Here is an 18,499-nt window from a genome sequence, read left to right as displayed (position 1 = left end):
TCACGATCGCCCGCGCGTCTCAGTCGCTCGGCCGCTCGCTTTCGGCCTCCAGTTCGATGTCGCGGTCGGCCTCGCGGGTCGCCGCCTCCTGCTTGGCGAGGTCGACGTCGCGGGCCGCGTCCCCGTCCCGGGTCTCGTCGGTGCGGAGGTCGTCGTCGGCCACGGTGTCGATCTGTTCGAGGGCGCTCTCGATGTCTTCCAACCCGAGCAGCTTCTCCGTCTCCTCGTCGAACTCCTTGCCCTCTAACCCCTCCATCTCTTGGACGTCGGAGCCGGAGAGGGCCTTGCCGTAGCGGCCGACGAGGCTGGTGAGCTCCTGCGGGAGGACGAAGGTGGTGGACTCGCCTTTCCCGATCTCCTCTAGGGTCTCCATGCCGCGCTCGATGATGGCGCGTTCGCCCATCGACTCGGCGGAGCGGGCGCGGAGGACGGTCGAGATGGCGTCTCCCTGCGCTTCGAGGATCTGGGACTGTTTTTCGCCCTGCGCGCGGATGATGTTGGACTGCTTGTCACCCTCGGCCTGCTCGACCGCGGAGCGGCGTTCACCCTGCGCTTCGAGGATCATCGCGCGGCGGCGGCGCTCCGCGCCGGTCTGTTGCTCCATCGCGCGCTGGACCTCCTGTGAGGGACTCACCTCGCGGACCTCGACGGCCTCGACGCGGATCCCCCACTCGTCGGTGGGTTCGTCTAACTCCTCGTTGATCCGGTCGTTGATCAGCTCCCGCTGCGAGAGCGTGTCGTCGAGCTCCATGTCGCCGATGACGGCGCGGAGGGTGGTCTGTGCGAGGTTCGAGACGGCGTTCTTGTAGTCGTCGACTTCGAGGAACGCCTTCTTCGCGTCCATCACCTTGATGTAGACGACCGCGTCGGCGGTCACGGGGGAGTTGTCCCGCGTGATCGCCGACTGGCTCGGCACGTCGATCGTCTGGGTCCGCATGTCGAACGCGTACGTCCGCGAGACGAACGGGGGGATGAGGTGGACGCCCGGTTCGAGCAGCTCGCGGTACTCGCCGAAGACGGTGAGCGCCTCCTTGTCGTAGGCGTCGACGATCTCGACGGCGCTGACGACCGTGACGGCCGCCAAAAGCACCGCCAGCGCCGCGACGCCGAACGCGAGGCTCTGCCCGAGGAGGGCGACGGCGACGAGGAGGGCGACGCCGAGCGCGAGGTACTGCCAGACCCCGTCCGGGATCTCCCCCAGCAGCTCCTCCAGCTCGGCGGAATCGCCGCGCGGACCTTGTGTTCCCATACCGGAAGTTACGGCCCGACGCTGTTAACGGTTGCCACGAGTTCGCGCGCTGACGCGTCATCTCTCGCGATCCGTCGTTCCCGCCGTCGTCCTCGCACGCGCTTGACCGCCGATCTCAGAGATACCGGAAACGCCCGCGTGGGCCGGTCGGCTTTAACTACGCGGCAGCGGAACAGAGATCCATGCCATCCGACGAGGGGGACGACGGCCCGAAGTTCAGCACGCGAAGCGTCCACGCCGGCTCTGACCCGGACCCGGCGACGGGCGCCCGCGCGACGCCCATCTACCAGACGACCGCCTATCAGTTCGACGACGCCGACCACGCCGCGGACCTGTTCGGCTTGGAGGAGGCCGGCAACGTCTACTCCCGGCTGATGAACCCGACCAACGCCGCCCTCGAAGAGCGGATCGCCTCGCTTGAGGGCGGGGTCGGCGCGGTCGCGACCGCCTCGGGCATGGCCTCGCTCGACGTGACGACGTTCCTCCTCGCCTCGGCGGGCGACAACATCGTCACCTCGTCGGCGCTGTACGGCGGCACCTACACCTACCTCACTCACTCCGTCGAGCGCCGCGGCGTCTCGACGCGGTTCGTCGACCCCCTCGACTACGAGGGGTACGCCGAGGCCATCGACGAGGACACGGCGTACGTCCACCTTGAAACGATCGGGAACCCCGCCCTGGTCACGCCCGACATCCAGCGGATCGCCGACATCGCGCACGACCACGGCGTGCCGCTGTTCGTCGACAACACGTTCGCGACGCCGTACCTCTGCCGGCCGCTCGAACACGGCGCGGACCTCGTCTGGGAGTCGACGACGAAGTGGCTCACCGGCAACGGCACCACGGTCGGCGGCGTCGTCGTCGACGGCGGCTCGTTCCCGTGGGCCGACCACGCCGAGAAGTACCCCGAGATCGCGCAGGACAACCCCGCGTACCACGGGATCAACTTCGCCGAGCGGTTCGGCGACGCGGCGTTCACCTTCGCGGCGATCACTCGCGGCCTGCGCGACTTGGGCGACCAGCAGTCGCCGTTCGACGCGTGGAACACGCTCCAGCAGACGGAGTCGCTCCCGCTGCGCATGGACCGCCACTGCGAGAACGCGGGGATCGTCGCCGAGTACCTCGACGACCACGACGACGTGGCGTGGGTGAACTACCCCGGGCTGGAGAGCCACGAGACCCACGAGGAGGCGAGCGAGTACCTGGAAGGCGGCTACGGCGGGATGCTCACGTTCGGGCTGGAGGCCGGCTACGAGGCGGCTCGCGCGACCGTCGAGGAGGCCGACCTCGCATCGCTCGTCGCGAACGTCGGCGACGCGAAGACGCTCGTCATCCACCCGGCGTCGACAACGCACCAGCAGCTGACCGAAGCGGAACAGGAGGCCGCCGGCGTCACCCCAGACATGGTGCGCCTCTCCGTCGGCATCGAGGACCCCGCCGACATCGTCGCCGACCTCGAAGCGGCTATCGAGGCGGCGACCGAATAGCCGCGGTCCGCCCTTCGCTGCCCCGTTTCTGACAGGGTCAGTTCTCCGCCTCGAAGCCGTCCTCCCACCGGAACGTCCCGTTCCGCTGGACGACCTCGCCGTCGATCTCCATCCGGGAGCGCTCGCTCACGTCGGAGATCATGTCGACGTGGACCGCGCTGTCGTTGCCGGACTCGCCCTCCGGCAGGCAGGCGTCGTAGGCGCGGCCGACCGCGAGGTGGACGGTGTCGCCCATCTTCTCGTCGAAGAGGATCGAGTCGGTGAACCGGTCGATGCCGCGGTTCATCCCGATCCCGAGCTCGCCCAGCCGCCGCGCGCCGTCGTCGGTGTCGAGGACGTCCGCGACTGCCTCCTCGCCGGACTCCGCCGAGAAGTCGACGACCTCGCCGCCCTCGAACGCGAGGTGAACGTTCCGGACCCGCGTCGCGTCGATCGTCATCGGCACGTCGAAGAAGACCTCGCCCTCGGTGTCGTACGGCGCGGTGAACACCTCACCGGAAGGGAGGTTGTGCGAGTCGTACGCGACGGAGGCGGCGGAGTTAACCGCGGTGCGGCCCGCGATCGACATCGTCACGTCGGTGTCGGGAGCGCCGTCGCGCTCGGTGACGATCCGGACCTCGTCGCCCGCGTCGAGGACAGACTTCATCTCGGCCATCTCGTCGGCGAGGGACTCCCAGTCGCGGAGGACGGCGTCGTAGACGAACTCTTGGTACTCCTCGTAGGCCATCCCCGCCTGCTGGGCGAGGCTCCGCGTCGGGTGGACCGTCGACACCCAGTCGGTGTCCATCCGCGCCTCGCGGACGCCCTGCCGCGCCTTCGCGTACGCCTGCCGGGTCGGGCGGTCGACGTCCGCGACCGCGGTGGTGTTGCGCCCGCCCCCGACTCGGAGGTAGGCGTCGGCGGCCTCGAACATCGCGCGCTCGACCGCGGGGTCCGAGTCGAAGTCGTCCGCGTCGACATCGCCGTCGGTCCCGGCCTCGACGCCTTTCAGATAGGCGCGGGAGAGCTCCGCGGAGCCGTACATCGTCGTGGCGTTCGCGCCCCGCTCGCCGAGGGCTTCGGCGACCGCGACCCCCAGCTCGTGGGCGTCCTCCGCGACGCTGACAACCACGTCGTCGCCGGCCTCGATCCGCGCGCTCCAGTCGACAAGCACCTCGGCGTGCTCGCGTACGCGTTCGTCCATGATTACTCGTGTCGCGGGGGAGCGGTAAATCGGTGCCGGGACGGTCGGACCGGTCCCCGCAAGCTGGGCCGCGACGAGTCCGCCCGGTTGCCGCCGACCGTCGAGACCGGTCCGCGACCGTCAGATCAACACTTCGGCGTCGGTGAGGAGCGTTCGCTTCGCTCGTCTTGCCTCCGGCCCCTCCGAAACGATATCGGGCGTGGCGGCCGGCTCGTCGAACCGGTCCGGGTCCGGAGCCCAGGAGTCGAGCAGCTCCGCGAACGTCGGCCCCTGCCGTCCGGTGAGATGGATGAACCCGCCGTACTGCCGCCGTTCGGCCGAGGTCGCGTCCGGGTCCGGGAACGCCTCGCGGATACAGCCGACGCTCTCGCGGAGGTACTCCGCGGCCTCGTGTTGGGAGTACTGGCTGTCCGCGTAGTACTGCTCCTGACCGCGCTCCGTGAGGTCCGCGTCCGCGAGCGCGGAGGACTCGTACCGAACCGCGTCTCGGCTGATCTCACCGCCGAGGAAACTGAGGTTCACCGTGAAACAGTCCGGGTATCGGAGGATCAACAGAAAGAAGATCTGTTCGTCGACAGTGTAGCGTTCCTGTAAGCGGTAGTAACACTCCAAGTAGTACGCGGCGAGCGCTCCGATCCAGTCGTCGCGTTCGCCGTCGAGATACGCGGTCGCGACGTCGTAGTACTCCTCGCCGGCGACCTGCTGTAAGCGGTACTCGAAGCTCTGTCGCATCTCGTCCAGTTCGTCCTCGTACACTTCCGTCAGCGGGACGTCCGGATCGTCGAGTAGCCGGGCCTGCCGCTCGCCGGCGTCCGCGATCCGGGCCATGTTCTCGTGGAGGTCCCGTTCCGCCTCCCTGTCGGGGAGCGGAATTCGAACCGCCTGTCGGCGCAGCGTGTCCGCCCCGGCCTCCGAACGCTCGTGCCACTCCATACCGTCGGTAACTGCTCAGACAGCTAATAAAATTGGAGGATGAGCGGCGGTGGTTCCCGGTGAGCGGCCGGTCGGAACCGGCCACCGCCGTCACTCGGAGTCGAGACCGCCGTCACTCGGAGTCGAGACCGCCGTCACTCGGATTCCCGACCGACGGTCGCGAGGAGCCCGACCGCGAGCAGTCCGACGCCCACGACTCCGCTCCCGAGCCGCGCCAGCCCGAACAGCGCGGTCCGGTCAACTCGCCCGCGCAAGTACTGACCGAGCACCCGGTACGAGCGGCCGTCGACGCGCAGGTCGTCGACTCCGGCGAGGCGGTCCGCGCAGTTCGCGTCGCCGAGCGCCCACCGACCGGAGGCGGAGGTGCGTTCGACGACGAGATCGAGGGAGCCGGGAGCGATCCGATACCCCCGCATCGAGACGTCGTCGCCGTCGGCGAGGGCGACGGCGGCCTCTGCGCACCTCGCGGGGAGGCCGGTCGCGTTCACGGTCCGGTGTCGTTCGAGCCCCGGTCCCGCGCGGAGCGCCGCCTCCCAGCGGACGACCCTCACGTCCGCGATCAGGGCGAGCAGGAGGAGGACACCCGGGACGACGAGCAGCCTGCGGTCCATCCCGGCGGGCGGGTTCGGCCGAGCGAATCATATGCTTTGGGCCGCCGGCTCGGTCGTTCGGGGACCGGACTGCGCCGGCCCGTCGGAGGGATCAGTCGACTCCCGCGCATCGGCGTTACTCTAAGTCGAGCAGCGCCGCGATCTCGTCGAGGTACTCGTCGTAGATCCCGACGGCGGACTCGATCGGGTCGGGCGAGGCCATGTCGATGCCGGCGAGTTCGACCACGTCGAGCGGGTAGTCGGAGCCGCCCGCCCGCAGCATCTCGCGGTAGTCGGCGGCGGCCTCGTCGCCCTCGTCGAGGACGCGCTCGACGATCGCGGCCGCGGCGGAGATGCCGGTCGCGTACTGGTAGACGTAGAAGTCGTAGTAGAAGTGCGGAATACGCTGCCACTCGCGCTCGATGCCGCCCGTGAGCTCAGCGGGCGCGTAGTAGTCCCCCTTCAAGTCGCCGTAGATCTCGTCGAACGCGTCGGGGGTGAGCGCGTCGCCGGCCTCCACGCGCTCGTGGATCTCCTGTTCGAACGTCGCGAACATCGTCTGGCGGAAGAGGGTCGAGCGGAAGCGTTCGAGGTACTCGTCGAGGACGTGGGTGCGGAGCTCGTCGTCCTCGACGGTGTCGAGCAGGTGGTGGGTGAGCAGGGTCTCGTTGACCGTCGACGCGATCTCCGCGACGAATATCTCGTAGCTCGCGTCGTGCCACGGCTGCGCGTCGCCCGCCAGCTCGGAGTGCATCGAGTGGCCGAGCTCGTGGGCCAGCGTGTACATCGAGGCGATGTCGTCCTGGTAGTTCATCATGATGTACGGCTGGGTGTCGTAGGTGCCCGAGGAGAACGCGCCCGAGCGCTTCCCGCGGTTCTCGTACACGTCGACCCACCGCGAGTCGAGCCCCTCGGCCAGTCGCTCCTGATACTCCTCGCCCAGCGGCGCGACCGCCTCGATCACCCACTCGCGGGCCTGTTCGTACTCCACGTCCGGACCCTGGTCGCCCGTCAGCGACATGTAGAGGTCGTGGCTCTGTAGCCGGTCGACGCCGAGCGCCTCGGCCTTCAGGTCGGCGTGGCGGTGAAGCACGTCGAGGTTGTCGTCGACGGTGTCGACGAGCGTGTCGTACACCTCGACGGGGACGTTCGAACCGTCGAGCGCGGCGGCGCGCGCGGAGTCGTAGTCGCGGATCTCGGCGCTCGTGACGTGTTCGCGGACGGCCTTCTCCAGCGACGTGCCGACCGCGTTGCGCACGTCGGCCCACTCGTCGTAGAACGTCTCGTGGACGCGCTCGCGGAACTCGCGGTCCGGGTTGGTCTGGAGCTTCGTGAAGTTCGCCTGCGTGATCTCGACCTCCTCGCCGTCCGGGTCCTCGACGACGCCGTAGGTCATGTCGGCGTTCGTCAACATCGAGTAGATCTCGCTCGGTGCGTCGGTGACCTCCGAGAGGTCCGCGAGCACCTCCTCGACCTCGCTCGACCGCGTGTGCGGCTTCTTGCGCAGCACGTCGTCGAAGTAGTGTTCGTACTCCGCGAGCCCGGGCTCGTCGTCGACGAAGTCCGCCACGTCCGCCTCGGTCAGCGACTGGATCTCGGGGTCGAGATACGAGATCGCGCTCGACGCCTCAGAGCCGAGCGACGACGCCTTCGCCGACATCGCCTGGTACTCCTGGTTCCGCGTGTCCTCGGCGCTCCGGAGCCGGGCGTACGTCATCACCTGCTGGAGCTCGCGGAAGATCTCCTCGCGCAGCTCGAGGAGCTCGAGGAGGGTCGCGGCGTCCTCGGTCGCGCGCCCCTCGTAGTCGGCCAGCTCGCCGATCCGGTCGGAAACCGTCTCGTAGGCGGCCTCCCACGCCTCGTCGTCGGCGTAGATGCCGTCGAGGTCCCACTTGTACTCGGCGTCGATCTCGGACCGCTCGGGAACCGAACTCATACCGATCGGGTCGGCCTCCCGGACACTAAGCCTTGGCAAACCCCGCGCCGCAAGCCGATAGGCGTGCGGCGCGTTACCTCGACTCTACACCGTCGCCGCCGCCCGACCCCGCTCGCCCGGCCCACGCGGCGAGGTCGACGACGAGCACGAGCGCGTCCTCGCCGTCGCGGTAGTAGCCGCCGACCCGCCGGACCGGTTCGAACCCCTCGTCGGCGTACAGCGAGCGGGCGGGGTCGTTCCCCTCGCGCACCTCCAGGCGGACGACCGCGACGCCGGTCGCGCGGAGCCGCGCCAGCGCCGACCGGAGGAGGGTCCGCCCGATCCCCTCGCCGCGGGCGTCGGGGTGGACGGCCAGGTCCTTGACGTGGCCGATGTCCCGGCCGTGGTTCGGCGTCCGGTCGGCGACGACGAACCCGACGACCGCGCCCTCACGCTCCGCCACGAGGAACGCCGGCTCGTCCAGCAGTCGCTCGAAGGCGTCGTGCGGCCACGGGTCCGAGAAGCAGGCGCGCTCGATCCGGACCACCGCGAGGAGGTCGGCGCGCTCGGCCTGCCGGACCGTCAGGTCGGCGACGCTCACGGGCCGAATTGGCGGCCGCGAGGAATAAACGCGCCGGGTCCTCCCCCTACCGATCGATCCAGGGCTCCTCGGGGTCGGTGTCGGCCGGATCGGGGGCGCACACCTCGAAGCACGCGCCCTCCGGGATCCGGAGCCGCCGCCCGTCCGGGAGCCCGACGGGGCCGTCGGCGTCGCAGCGGAGTTCGACCGTCCACCCGTGGGACTCGACGATCTCGCGGATGATGTCGAGCCCGTACCCCGTCCCGTCGGCTCGGGTCGTGAACCCGGACTCGAACACGGAGCCGCGGTCCTCGGGGTCGATCCCGGCCCCGTCGTCCGCGACGAGGAACCCCTCGTCGGTGGCGGTGACGAGCACGGTGAGCGCGTCGTCGCCGGACGCCGGCGCCTCCTCGTCCCCGTCTGTCGGCACGTCCTCGCAACCGTCGACCGCGGCTTCCGCCGCGCCCGGCGTCGCGTGCTCCCTCGCGTTGCGGAACAGGTTCTCCAGGGCCTGCCGCATCCGCCCCCGGTCGCCGTACACCTGCGCGTCGCCGGCGACGACCAGCTCTGCGCGCTCGTCGCCCTCGGCGGCGGTCTCCCACGCGTCGCGGGCGACGCTCGCGAGCGCGAACTCGGTCGGCTCGTCCATGCCGGTCCCCTGCCGGGCGAGGGTGAGCAGCTCCGAGACGAGCTGGTCGATCCGTTCGACGGCGCGCTCGCCGCGTTCGAGGGGCTCCGTCTCGCCGCGCAGCCGCGCCATCTCGATGGAGCCGCGGATCACCGACAGCGGGTTCCGGAGGTCGTGCGAGACGATGCTCGCGAAGCGGTCGAGCCGCTCGTTCCGGTCGGTGAGCCGCCGCTCGCGCGCCTTCCGCTCGGTGACGTCGCGGGAGTTGACGAGCAGTTCGCCGACGGGGCTGTCGGCCGGCAGCGAGCGCGTCCGCGACTCCAGCCAGACCCAGTCGCCGTCGGCGGTGCGGTAGCGGTACTCCAGGGTGGGCGCCGCGTTCGGCTCGTCGAGCGCGCGATAGAACCGCTCCGTCACCCGCTCGCGGTCGTCGGGGTGGACGTAGCCGAGCGGGGAGCGCCCGACGGTCGCCCCCTGCTCGTAGCCGAGCACCTCCTCGACGGAGGGGCTCTCGTAGACGACGAGGCCGTCGCCGTCGACGACGGTGACGAGGTCGCTACCGTACTCGAGGAAGGCCCGGTAGCGCTCTGGGAAGGTTCGGTCGACGTCGACTCGACGGACCGTGACGATCCGGCCGCCGAACTCCGGGGCGAGCTCCTCGTCGACGATCGACTCGACCCACGCGTACCCGCCGCTCGCGCGGCGGATGCGGTGGGTGACCGTCCGGTTCGCCGTGACCGCCGACAGCGCGTCGGCCACCGGGTCGCGGTCGCTCGGGTGGACGCGGTCGAGGAGGTCGCTCCCGACGAGCGCGTCGCGCTCGACGCCAACGACGTCCGTCGCCGACGGGCCGGCGAACAACACCTCGCCGTCCACGGCGACGGCGAGGAGGAACCGGTCCGCTTCGACCGAGCCGCCGTCCGGGGGCGCCCCGTCGCGAGTCCCCGACTCCCGGTCGGCGGGCGCGCCGCACGTTCTGACGGTCTCCGGTCGTGTTTCCGCGCGAGCCGCCCGCTCTGCGTCGTCGGTCTCGGGGGGATCCGTCGCCGAGGCGTCGCCCTCGTCGCCGCCGCGGTCGGGCGTCGACGTGTCGGATGGCCGGAAGGTCACTATGGGTTCTACCGACGGTACGGACGTGGGGTGATAAAGCTGCGCGCCGGAGAAATTGGTTTTGATAATCGACGGACGCCCCGATCCATCCGGACCCGGTGCGGCCGTCCAGACTGGTGGTCAGGTCGCGCTCCGACGACCCCCCGAGCGGCCGGATCCGCGGGCGTCACACCTCGTCGACGACGGCCCCGTCCGCCCACGCGGCCTCGAAGCCCTCGTTCACGCGCGCCGCGAATCCCCGGTCGCGGAGGTCGAGCATGCCGAACAGCCGGTCGGGCGAAAGCGGGTCGGCGACCTCTAGGCACACTTCCTCGCCGTCGATGAGATAGAAGTTCCCGTACGCGTCTTCGGTGACGCGTAGCTCGAAGGGCCCCTGCGCGATCGTCAGCGTCGCCCGGTCCTCGTCGACGGCGGCGCGCGCGTCGTCGAACACGCTCGGCGAGATGAGTACGGAGACGTCGACGCCGCCCCGGATCGCCGCGAGGAGCCGGTCGAGGAGCGCCGGTCCGTCGCGGTCGACGTCGAACTGCGCGGAGACCTCGGTGGCGAAGACCACGATCGACTCCTCGGCGGCGTCGATCCGCTCGAAGAGGAGGTCGAGGGAGTCGTCGTCGAGCGCCGCCCCGGACTGCTGTTCGTCGGCCGCCTGTTCGACGCCGCAGGCGCGATCGACGGCGAGAGCGACACGACCGACCGAGCCCGAACCGACGGCGGCGCGTCCGCCGGTGGCGCCGCCGCCGACTCTACGGGCGAAGCGTTCGAGTGGCAGACTGACCCGCGGGCCTCGGACGACGATCCGAGTCAGAAGGGTTAAACGCTCGCCGCGGATACCGGCTCGTGAGGGCGCGTAGCTCAGCGGACAGAGCACTTGGTTCCGGACCAAGATGCCGCGGGTTCAAATCCCGTCGCGCCCGTCACGTTTTCTGACGGAGTAAATTGACAGGACGGCGGCCGGGTGTATATAAGCCGAACCCCCAGTGACGGGTTTGAGTTCGTCACGCAGCGTGACGGGGGCCGTCGCCTTCGTGTGGTTCGTGAGATACACGTGACGGAGTCGGAGTGAACTACCCCACCCTACCGCTCGGGCTGACGCCCTCGCGCTTGAGGGTGGAGCTTCCTGTTTTCACGACGCGCTTTGCATCCACAACCGAGGACACAGGGAGCGCAGTCTCCACAGGCGTTAATTCGGAGCGTCCCGCTCCTAACCGCTTCTTCACACCGCGAGAAAGAATATTCAACGCCGCGTTCGCGTCTCTGTCAGCCTCGAACCCACACGCCGGGCAGGAGTGTTCGCGCACCCACAACGGTTTCTCGGTCGAAACGCCGCAGGACGCACACTCTTTCGTCGTTCCGCGCGGATTCACAGCAACAAAGTACGTTCCTTCGCGTTCGCACTTGTATTTGAGCATCCGCAGGAATGTTCCCCACGCCGCACCTGCCCGGTTCCGCGAGTTTCCCGGTAGTTCGACCAACCCCTTTGCGTCCAAGTCCTCGACCGCCACGAAGTCGTACTCCCGAGCGTAGTAGTTCGAGAGCTTGTGAAGGAAGTCGCGGCGCTTGTTCTTCAACTCGGCGTGGCGTTCTGCCACGACCCGACGCTGTTTCTCCCAATTGTCCGACCCGTGCTGTTTCCGCGAGAGGTCGCGCTGTGCGCGTTCCAAACGTTCGCGTTCGTCGGACAGATCGAGGGATTCGACGGCGGTTCCGTCCGTGTCGTGGGCGTACTTGAGAATCCCCACGTCGATGCCGACGCAGTTCTCGGGATTCTCCGGCTTCTCCGGCGGGTCGTCGGGCGTCTCGATGCCGAGAATGGCGTACCACTTCCCGGTAGGTTCTTGCTTGACCGTGACGGTCTTAATGTCGGCGTCGTCGGGGAGGTCGCGGTGGAAGGTGAGCGGGATTTCTCCGAGTTTTGAGAGCCACAGTCGCGTCCGACCGCCCGTGTTCTTGAGCTTGAAGCCGGATTGACTGTAGGTGAAACTGCGGCACTCGCCAGGTGCCTTCCACTTGAGCGTCCCGACGCGGTGGCCGTTCTCTTTGCGCCCTCGTAGTGTCGAGAGGTTGTCGCACAGCCGTTGCACGACCTTCTGTAGTACCTTCGAGTGAATGTCTTTCAGGTCGCTCCACTACTTCTTGAGACTCGGCAGGAGCTTCTGCTCGGAGTATGCCGAGGTGTCGTCGTTCCGATTCAGGCGGTGGAGGAAGTGGTTGTAGACTTGTCTACAGGTATCGAGAGTCCACGCTAACTGTTCTTCGAGAGCGTCGGACGGTCGGAGTCGATACCTGTAGTTGTAGTTCACGAGCGTTCTTCGATGAGTTCGTCAAGTTGTCCGCGAACGAACGACGAGAGGTTAAGATGGTTCTCCTCGACCCACTCGGCTTGGTCTTCGCGGATGGTGATGTTCTTCCGCCTCACTACATACGCACTATGCGTGTTTGTGCGCATAGTTGTTTCGATTGCGTGGGCCTGTGGGCCGAGCGTCGAACGTGTTTGAGAACCGTGCGGCGCTGTATCCCCTCCCTACTCACTCGCTTCGCTCGTTCGTTGAGGAAGGGGCCTTAGCGCCTCAATTCAGGTAAAGTCCTTTGGGTGGTTGGTGGTTTCGTCGTGCTAGGCTAGTCTAGCCCGAGGTTTCACGATTAATCAGCCGCTCTCGTCGGGAGGCGGAATCGCGACGCTCCTTCGCCCCCTCTTTCTTTGATTTGATATTTAATACTGAAAATATATCTGTCCGGTGTCTGATACTCAACTAATGTATCGGTTCACCCCGGACGAAATCGATCACGAGCGAGCCCACCACCAAGCGGTCATTCAGGGAGCCGACGACCTGGACGTCAAGCGGATCGGAAACCTCGGCGAACTCGCGTTCGAGCAGTTCTGTCGCGAGTACCTCCCCGTCGAGATGTGGGAGTAGGAAAATAAGGAAGCAATCCGGCGGTGTAACTCCGAGAGCTTCTCCGGACACGACTTCGAGGTGTTCGGCTACACGGTCGACGTGAAGTCATCGCGAGACGTCTCGGCCTTCCTTCCCGAGTCGCTCGTTGAACGGGATCCCGATGACGACATCGTAGTAATGGTCTGGCATCGGGACAACGAGGACAGTCTAATGCTACTCGGGTGGGAGCGACTCGAGACACTGAAATCGAAGGTCGAAACGGAGAAGGCGTTCTCAGGCGAGTCCCCGGAAAAACTCGACCACCTCGCGGCCCGCCCGATGAACGAACTGATCGACCTCGGGCCCAACACCGCTCACATGAACCAGAAGCCGGAGAATCCGTTTTCACCAGGGGATCGGGTGGTGAAGGCTGGCGACTCGGAGCCGTCGGTGGGGATCGTCGTCGAGGTACTGCCGCCGGAGCAGAACACCGGTGCGTTCGAACACGAAATGGACGGGGAAGCGGTTCGGGTCGCCTTTCCGAGTTCGCTCGACGAGGGACCAGGTGCGTGGCGGGACTACCACCCCGCGATCCTCGCGTCGTACTGTGACGACCAGGACGTCAAGCTCTGGACGTACAAACACGAGAATCTCGCGTTCGCGGAGAACCCGTATGTGTCGGGGGACCAGATACTCAAGACCAGCCATAGCGATCCGAACACGGCCGTCGTGGTGGAAGGCTCTGAGGAGCGTGGTGATGACAACGTGGCAGTCGCGTTCTTGGGTGACTTCGAGGCGGAGGACGTATCGCCGGGAGAGCTTGCGACGCACTGTGAGGAGAACGGGATTAAGTGCTACACGTACGAGTATTCGGAACTGAATTTCTCAACGCAAGACTCAGTCGATCACATCGACAGCCGCGTAGTCTCGTCTGATGGCGATGAATCAGATGGAACTAGCTGTGGAGGATCTTCGAACCGCTGGTGAGCATAATTTTCGGGATGGACCGTCGCTGTCGGCGGCGGACTGCCGCCGACGCGACAGTGTCGCCACTGACGACCGCTGTCCGACCCGATGGACAGCTACCGGAAGAACCGGTCGTCAAGCGGTTGATTCGCTGGAACGGACCTGCGGACACCAAGCGCTGTCCAAGCTGCGCGAAGCGTCATTTCGCAAAACTCCGTGAACGACCACTGCCAGAGGCGGCGCCCCCCGCGGCGGGGCGCCGCCACGTACCGCCAGTGTAGATACCGCCAGCTATTCTGGAGCAGTAGGCTCACCACAAACATCACCAGCCGTAGCCCAGCGTCCTGAGAACTGGTGAATGCGAGGCTCTGCTTGGCTAATCGGTAGCTCGACTCGATGCCGAAGCGCTTGCTGTAGTGCTCTCGGGCATCCCGTGGCGTGTCGATAAACGGCGCGTCAGCGGCGTAGCCGTGACGCGCCACCCCGTGTTCGTCGTATCGTCCCTGTTGGTAGACGCAGTCGATGAACACAGGGAACGTTACCTTGCCGGCGAGTTCGTGTTCGATCTCGCGGCTCCAGCCTCTACTGAGTTCGTCTTGGATCGTTTCACCCCACTTGACGATCGGCATCACGTAGGCGTAGTTGTGCGTGGACAACAGCCCAAGACAGGTGCTGTTGTAGAACCCGCGATCGAGATAGACGGCCTTGACGCTGAGGTCAAGGCCGTCGAGGAGCTCGAGAAACTCACCAAGGACGTCGCTGGTGGTGTCGCCAGCGACAAGCTGGCGCACCGCCAGCGTGTACCGTTTGTTGCGTACCCGCGCGTACAGCGTCGCGTACGCGTGAAACGTCGTCGTTCCCCGTTTCGCTTGTGAGGAGTACAGCGCTTCTGTTTCGTCTTCATCGCCGTAGTAGGGGTCGAGGTGGAGGTCTGCACAGGCCTCCACCGGTCGATCTGGAAGCGTCTCAAGCGCATCTCGTTGAAGTAGCGTGTCGCCAACCGCCTCAACGGAGTCAAGTTCAAACTGCTCGGTGAGATGTCCTCGGACGGTGTTGGCGTGTGGCGAGTCCTCGGTCGTTTCGCAGACGTGATTGATCGAGGTCCCGCCGGCGCTGGCGCCGGCGAGGACCTCGTACAACGTCTCTGTCGTGACCTTGACGTTCTCGTCGATGTCTATCTCAAGCTCTTCATCGAGGCTGTTGACGACAAAATTAAGAAGATGCTCTTCCTCTATCTCGTTGTCTGCTTCGGTAGGTTCCACACTCTTCCCAAGCAGACACTTTCACTCAAACCCGATGTGATCGACTGATATTGGTTCTCCGTTCTCTCTAAGTGGGCTATCGGTTACCCTAGCTGGATAATATTCGGGGATTAATCGGCTGTAACACCATCCTGTTCTCGGAGAACAGTTGCGACATCTCCGAGGCGCTCCGATTCCTTCGGGAGATTCTCGAGTGCCGTATCAAGATCGACTGCCAGCGAATACTGATTTTCGTCGCCACGACCTCGTCCCTGTCGCTTGTTGAGCACGTTCGTATCGGCGAGATCATTGAGCCGGTCACGGAACCGGCGGTTTGAGAGCGCGTTCACGTCCGCGTACTCACAGAAGGTCTTGTACTGAGTGTAGATCGGTGTCGTCGTCACGGGTGTGTCGCCTTGGATTCCGTGATACGTGACTGCCATGAGCGCGAGCATTCGCTGGTTCGGGAGTGTCTGAATCCCCGACTCAATGGCTTTCGTCTCCAGGAAGTCCCGTGCCTCGCGCACGTGCTCTTCTGTGACGGTCGTCTCGCCCCTATCGTCGGCAAACCGAGTCGCACGGAACAGTAGGCGGATCGCCTCGCGAGCGTCTCCCGTGTCCTGTGCGCCTAACGCCGCGGCAAGCGGGATCGTGTCGTCGCTCAGAATCTCGCTTCGGAGATGCTGGTAGTCCTCGATACTGTTCTCGAAATACGTGTCACGGAGGGCACCGGCGGCACGTCGTGCGAGGATATTGCGGAGCTGATCAGCGTCGTAGGGCTCGAAGCGGACCTCGTCTTCACCGAGGCTCGACCGGACGTCAGCGTCGAGGTTCTCGCGGAACTGGAGGTCGTTCGTAATTCCAATGAGGGAGAGACGGACGCCATCCGGATTCGACCGCGGGAGTTCGTAGAGGATGTAGTCGTCGTCACCGATGGCATCGATCTCGTCGAGGACAACGATGACCGTCCCGCCGACCTTCTCCAGATTCTCGATCACCATATTGAGGAGAGTCTTCCGCTGGTGACCGCTCGGGAGCTCCTCACCGGGCCCAAATCGCTTCTCACGGAGTCGCTTGACGAGATGTGTCAGGACGTGGTAGGAGCCGTCCATGCCCTTACAACGAATGTGGACCACAGTGAGGCCCATCTCAGAATCATCGGCGTACTCCTGAAGTTGGTCGGTCTTGAGGCGGATTCCGACGGTCTTCCCCTGCCCGGACTGCCCGTACACGATCAGGTTGAGCGGCGTCGAGCCCATCGTCGCCGGACGGAGGGCGGAGTGGATCTGGTCGAGTTCCACCTCGCGCTCCGGCAGCGACTCGGGCTGATACGTCTGCTCGTTGGGGTTGAGGACGTCCATGTCCTCGAAGATCGTGTCCTCGTCGCCGAACGCCTTCATACGCTCCCGTTTTCAGGTGTCATACATAAAACCCCCGTGTCCTACATGTCTTTCTGTCTAAGATACGGGTGTACGTCCTGAAAGCTGTGGTCGGTTCTCTCTCGGCTCTACTGTGCTTTGGGTGGCAAAGGGGGACAGAGGGGGGTGCGTCCAGCAAACTACTGAGATACTCGACTGTAGTTCTAGTGTCCTCATAACGAGCCACGATCCTAGAACCGCTCTGTACCCGATACGACACTCGTATTCATCGTCTCAGGACCGCGCAACCCTGGGAGGGGGGTGCGTCCGGCAACGGACCGCAGCGAATGTCGCTTCGAGAATAGTCGGCCCACAACGTTTTATCAAAACTCCCGAAGACGCATGTCCATGGGCCAAAATGTCTCGCGAATCCACGGGCACGACCTCCGCTCGGTGTGGGAGGACGAAGAGCGGGACTTCACGCAATGGTTGACAGAGAACATCGACCTGCTCGCGTCCGAGTTGGGGATAGAGATCGAGGACGCACGAGCTGAGGAAGCCGTCGGCGACTTTTCGGCCGACATCGTCGCACGAGAGATGAACACGGGCGAGACCGTCGTCATCGAGAATCAATACAACCGGACGGACCACGACCACTTGGGGAAACTTCTGACGTACTCGTCGGGAAAGAACGCCGGGTTCACGATGTGGCTCGCCGAGGAGTTCCGGCCGGAACACCGAAGCGTCCTCGAATGGTTGAACGAAACCGGGCCGAAAGGCGCGAAGTTCTTCGCGATCAAACCCCGCGTCGTGAGTATCGAGGGATCCGAGGAGCGTGGGTTCGAGTTCGAAGTCGTTGTCGAGCCCAACGAATGGGAACGCGAGGTGAGCACCGAGTCGCTGTCCGACCTCGGGCGTAGCTACCGGCAGTTCTTCGCCGAGATGGTCGAGGCGTACTCGCAGCGACGGCCGACTTGGTACAAACTCAAGCCCGGACCTCGGAACTGTCTAACGTTCAGTGCCGGTATCGGGGGCGTCCGATTCGGCTGGGTGTTCCACCAGGGGCCCGAGTTCTCTGTTGAGCTCTACATCTCCACGTCGGATAAGGAACGCAACGAGGAGATATTCGAGGCGCTGAAACGCGACCGAACGGAGATTGAGAGCAATTTAGGCGTCGAGTTAGAGTGGGAACGGTTGCCTGAGAAACAAGCATCCCGGATCAAACAGCCTGAAGATATTGATCGGACCATCACCGATCTCACCGCAGACCAGCGAAATCACTTGGTCGAATGGGGGGTGGATGCGATGGACGAATTTCAGGAGGAGTTCGAACCACGTCTTTCCGCTCTCGGCTCCAACTGATCGCTGCTTCTACCGGTGTAACGAACTCGCTGCGTAGGTGCCTCCCATCCTCCCCGTCTTGTCGGACGCACCCCCCTCCCCCACTATCTAGTTCGAACTACAGCTCCGATGAGATTCCCTACTGATACTGTCACTCAGCTTTGAACGTTGAAGTAGGAGCATGACGTAGGCGGTAGTGAAGACGGATGATGCCGATTACGGACTTCTTGTCGTGTACGCGTGTGTTTGACGAGTTCGAATCGCTGTCATCAGCTCAACGTTATCACGCGAAAACCTACGCCACCGGTCTTGTTGCGGCCAGCAACAAGACCGTGGCAGGCATCTCACGCGAAGTCCTTCCAGCTGGAGACAAACGCGCTCTCAACAAATTCCTCACCGAGTACGACTGGGACGAACAACAGTTCAACCACGAACGCCTCGAAGAACTCCAAAAACACGGTGAAACACGCTGGTCGAAGGCTGGCTACATCATCCTCGACGACACGATCACCCACAAAGCCGGGGACGAAGTCCCCGGCGTCGGCCACTTCTACGATCACGCTGAAGGTGACACTGTCTGGGGCCAAGACCTCATCTACGCCTTCTACGCTGACGACAAAACCGCCTACCCACTCACCTTCCGACTCTACGAAAAACAGGACGACAATGACCAAGACCACGACACCAAGTACGATCTCGCCCGCGAGATCGTCACCGAACTCGAAGACGAGGTAGGTGTCCCGGCGGACACCTACCTCTTCGACTCGTGGTTCGCCCACGATTCTGGCCTTCCTGAACTCATCGAATCCTCCGACAAAGACTGGATCGGCCCGCTCCGGAGCAACCGACAGGTGACCTACGGCGGCGAAGAGATCCGCGTCGATGCGCTTGCAGAGCGCATCGACACGGTTGAACGCGACGTTGAAGACGAGATGCCTTGTTTTGCCGCCGAGTGACGGCTATCTCAGACGCTCTCACGGAAGGATTCCGTCAAGCTAACCGGGAATTGGACGCCGTCTGGCGATATGGCATCGCTCAGACG

12 protein-coding genes, 1 tRNA gene and 3 pseudogenes are annotated in these 18,499 nt (G+C 65.1%); 5 read left to right on the top strand and 11 right to left on the bottom strand.

Features of this window, described 5'->3' with window-relative positions:
- Positions 1 to 19: 19 nt before the first annotated feature.
- Positions 20 to 1,249, bottom strand: coding sequence for an SPFH domain-containing protein (locus EO776_RS14980; RefSeq protein ID WP_094520608.1), 1,230 nt, complete (start codon positions 1,247 to 1,249; stop codon positions 20 to 22).
- A 182-nt stretch (positions 1,250 to 1,431) separates the two neighbouring features.
- Between EO776_RS14980 and EO776_RS14975 the strand changes: the two genes are divergently transcribed.
- Positions 1,432 to 2,736 (top strand): O-acetylhomoserine aminocarboxypropyltransferase/cysteine synthase family protein, encoded by a 1,305-nt coding sequence (locus tag EO776_RS14975; protein WP_049933351.1) that lies wholly within the window; start codon positions 1,432 to 1,434, stop codon positions 2,734 to 2,736.
- A gap of 37 nt (positions 2,737 to 2,773) precedes the next feature.
- On the opposite strand, the gene EO776_RS14970 is transcribed toward EO776_RS14975, so the two are convergent.
- The 7 genes from EO776_RS14970 to EO776_RS19090 form a co-directional block, all read right to left on the bottom strand.
- On the bottom strand, positions 2,774 to 3,919 hold the full coding sequence (locus tag EO776_RS14970; RefSeq protein WP_094495148.1) for an aminopeptidase: 1,146 nt from the start codon (positions 3,917 to 3,919) through the stop codon (positions 2,774 to 2,776).
- Between the two features lie 120 nt (positions 3,920 to 4,039).
- The gene (locus EO776_RS14965) at positions 4,040 to 4,852 is read right to left on the bottom strand and encodes a hypothetical protein (protein ID WP_094520609.1); all 813 of its coding nucleotides are present in this window, start codon (positions 4,850 to 4,852) and stop codon (positions 4,040 to 4,042) included.
- Between the two features lie 134 nt (positions 4,853 to 4,986).
- Entirely contained in the window at positions 4,987 to 5,463 is a 477-nt protein-coding gene (locus EO776_RS14960) for a hypothetical protein (protein ID WP_094520610.1), read from the bottom strand.
- A gap of 115 nt (positions 5,464 to 5,578) precedes the next feature.
- Positions 5,579 to 7,378, bottom strand: coding sequence for an oligoendopeptidase F (pepF, locus tag EO776_RS14955; protein ID WP_094520611.1), 1,800 nt, complete (start codon positions 7,376 to 7,378; stop codon positions 5,579 to 5,581).
- Between the two features lie 73 nt (positions 7,379 to 7,451).
- Positions 7,452 to 7,958 carry a ribosomal protein S18-alanine N-acetyltransferase gene (gene rimI, locus EO776_RS14950; RefSeq protein WP_094520612.1) on the bottom strand — a complete coding sequence of 169 codons (507 nt, stop codon included), beginning with the start codon at positions 7,956 to 7,958 and terminating at the stop codon, positions 7,452 to 7,454.
- Between the two features lie 46 nt (positions 7,959 to 8,004).
- A complete protein-coding gene (locus tag EO776_RS14945) occupies positions 8,005 to 9,675 on the bottom strand; it encodes a PAS domain-containing protein (RefSeq protein WP_094520613.1) in 1,671 nt (556 codons plus the stop codon).
- Between the two features lie 166 nt (positions 9,676 to 9,841).
- Positions 9,842 to 10,543, bottom strand: a complete 702-nt coding sequence (locus EO776_RS19090) for a DUF7436 family protein (RefSeq protein ID WP_186279035.1) — start codon at positions 10,541 to 10,543, stop codon at positions 9,842 to 9,844.
- Between EO776_RS19090 and EO776_RS14930 the strand changes: the two genes are divergently transcribed.
- Positions 10,517 to 10,589 (top strand) — tRNA-Arg (locus EO776_RS14930). The genes EO776_RS19090 and EO776_RS14930 overlap by 27 nt on opposite strands.
- 150 nt (positions 10,590 to 10,739) lie before the next feature.
- On the opposite strand, the pseudogene EO776_RS14925 reads toward EO776_RS14930, so the two are convergent.
- Positions 10,740 to 11,975 (bottom strand): annotated as a pseudogene (locus EO776_RS14925) (RNA-guided endonuclease InsQ/TnpB family protein).
- A 453-nt stretch (positions 11,976 to 12,428) separates the two neighbouring features.
- Here EO776_RS14925 and EO776_RS14920 point away from each other — a divergent pair.
- Positions 12,429 to 13,448 (top strand): annotated as a pseudogene (locus tag EO776_RS14920) (hypothetical protein); the annotation flags it as partial.
- Between the two features lie 185 nt (positions 13,449 to 13,633).
- On the opposite strand, the gene EO776_RS14910 reads toward EO776_RS14920, so the two are convergent.
- Together EO776_RS14910 and EO776_RS14905 are read right to left on the bottom strand one after the other, a co-directional pair.
- Complete coding sequence (locus tag EO776_RS14910) at positions 13,634 to 14,779, bottom strand: ISH3 family transposase (protein ID WP_129452518.1); 1,146 nt, start codon at positions 14,777 to 14,779, stop codon at positions 13,634 to 13,636.
- Positions 14,780 to 14,889: 110 nt separating this feature from the next.
- Entirely contained in the window at positions 14,890 to 16,158 is a 1,269-nt protein-coding gene (locus tag EO776_RS14905) for a Cdc6/Cdc18 family protein (protein WP_094519892.1), read from the bottom strand.
- A 366-nt stretch (positions 16,159 to 16,524) separates the two neighbouring features.
- Here EO776_RS14905 and EO776_RS14900 point away from each other — a divergent pair, with 366 nt between their 5' ends.
- Complete coding sequence (locus EO776_RS14900) at positions 16,525 to 17,478, top strand: DUF4268 domain-containing protein (RefSeq protein ID WP_094519893.1); 954 nt, start codon at positions 16,525 to 16,527, stop codon at positions 17,476 to 17,478.
- 185 nt (positions 17,479 to 17,663) lie between these two features.
- Positions 17,664 to 18,389 (top strand): annotated as a pseudogene (locus EO776_RS14895) (IS701 family transposase); the annotation flags it as partial.
- Between the last annotated feature and the right edge of the window lie 110 nt (positions 18,390 to 18,499).

The sequence above is a fragment of the Halorubrum ezzemoulense genome (genome assembly GCF_004126515.1).
In the GTDB taxonomy this organism is placed as follows: domain Archaea; phylum Halobacteriota; class Halobacteria; order Halobacteriales; family Haloferacaceae; genus Halorubrum; species Halorubrum ezzemoulense.
This window is presented reverse-complemented; position numbering and strand designations above follow the sequence as displayed.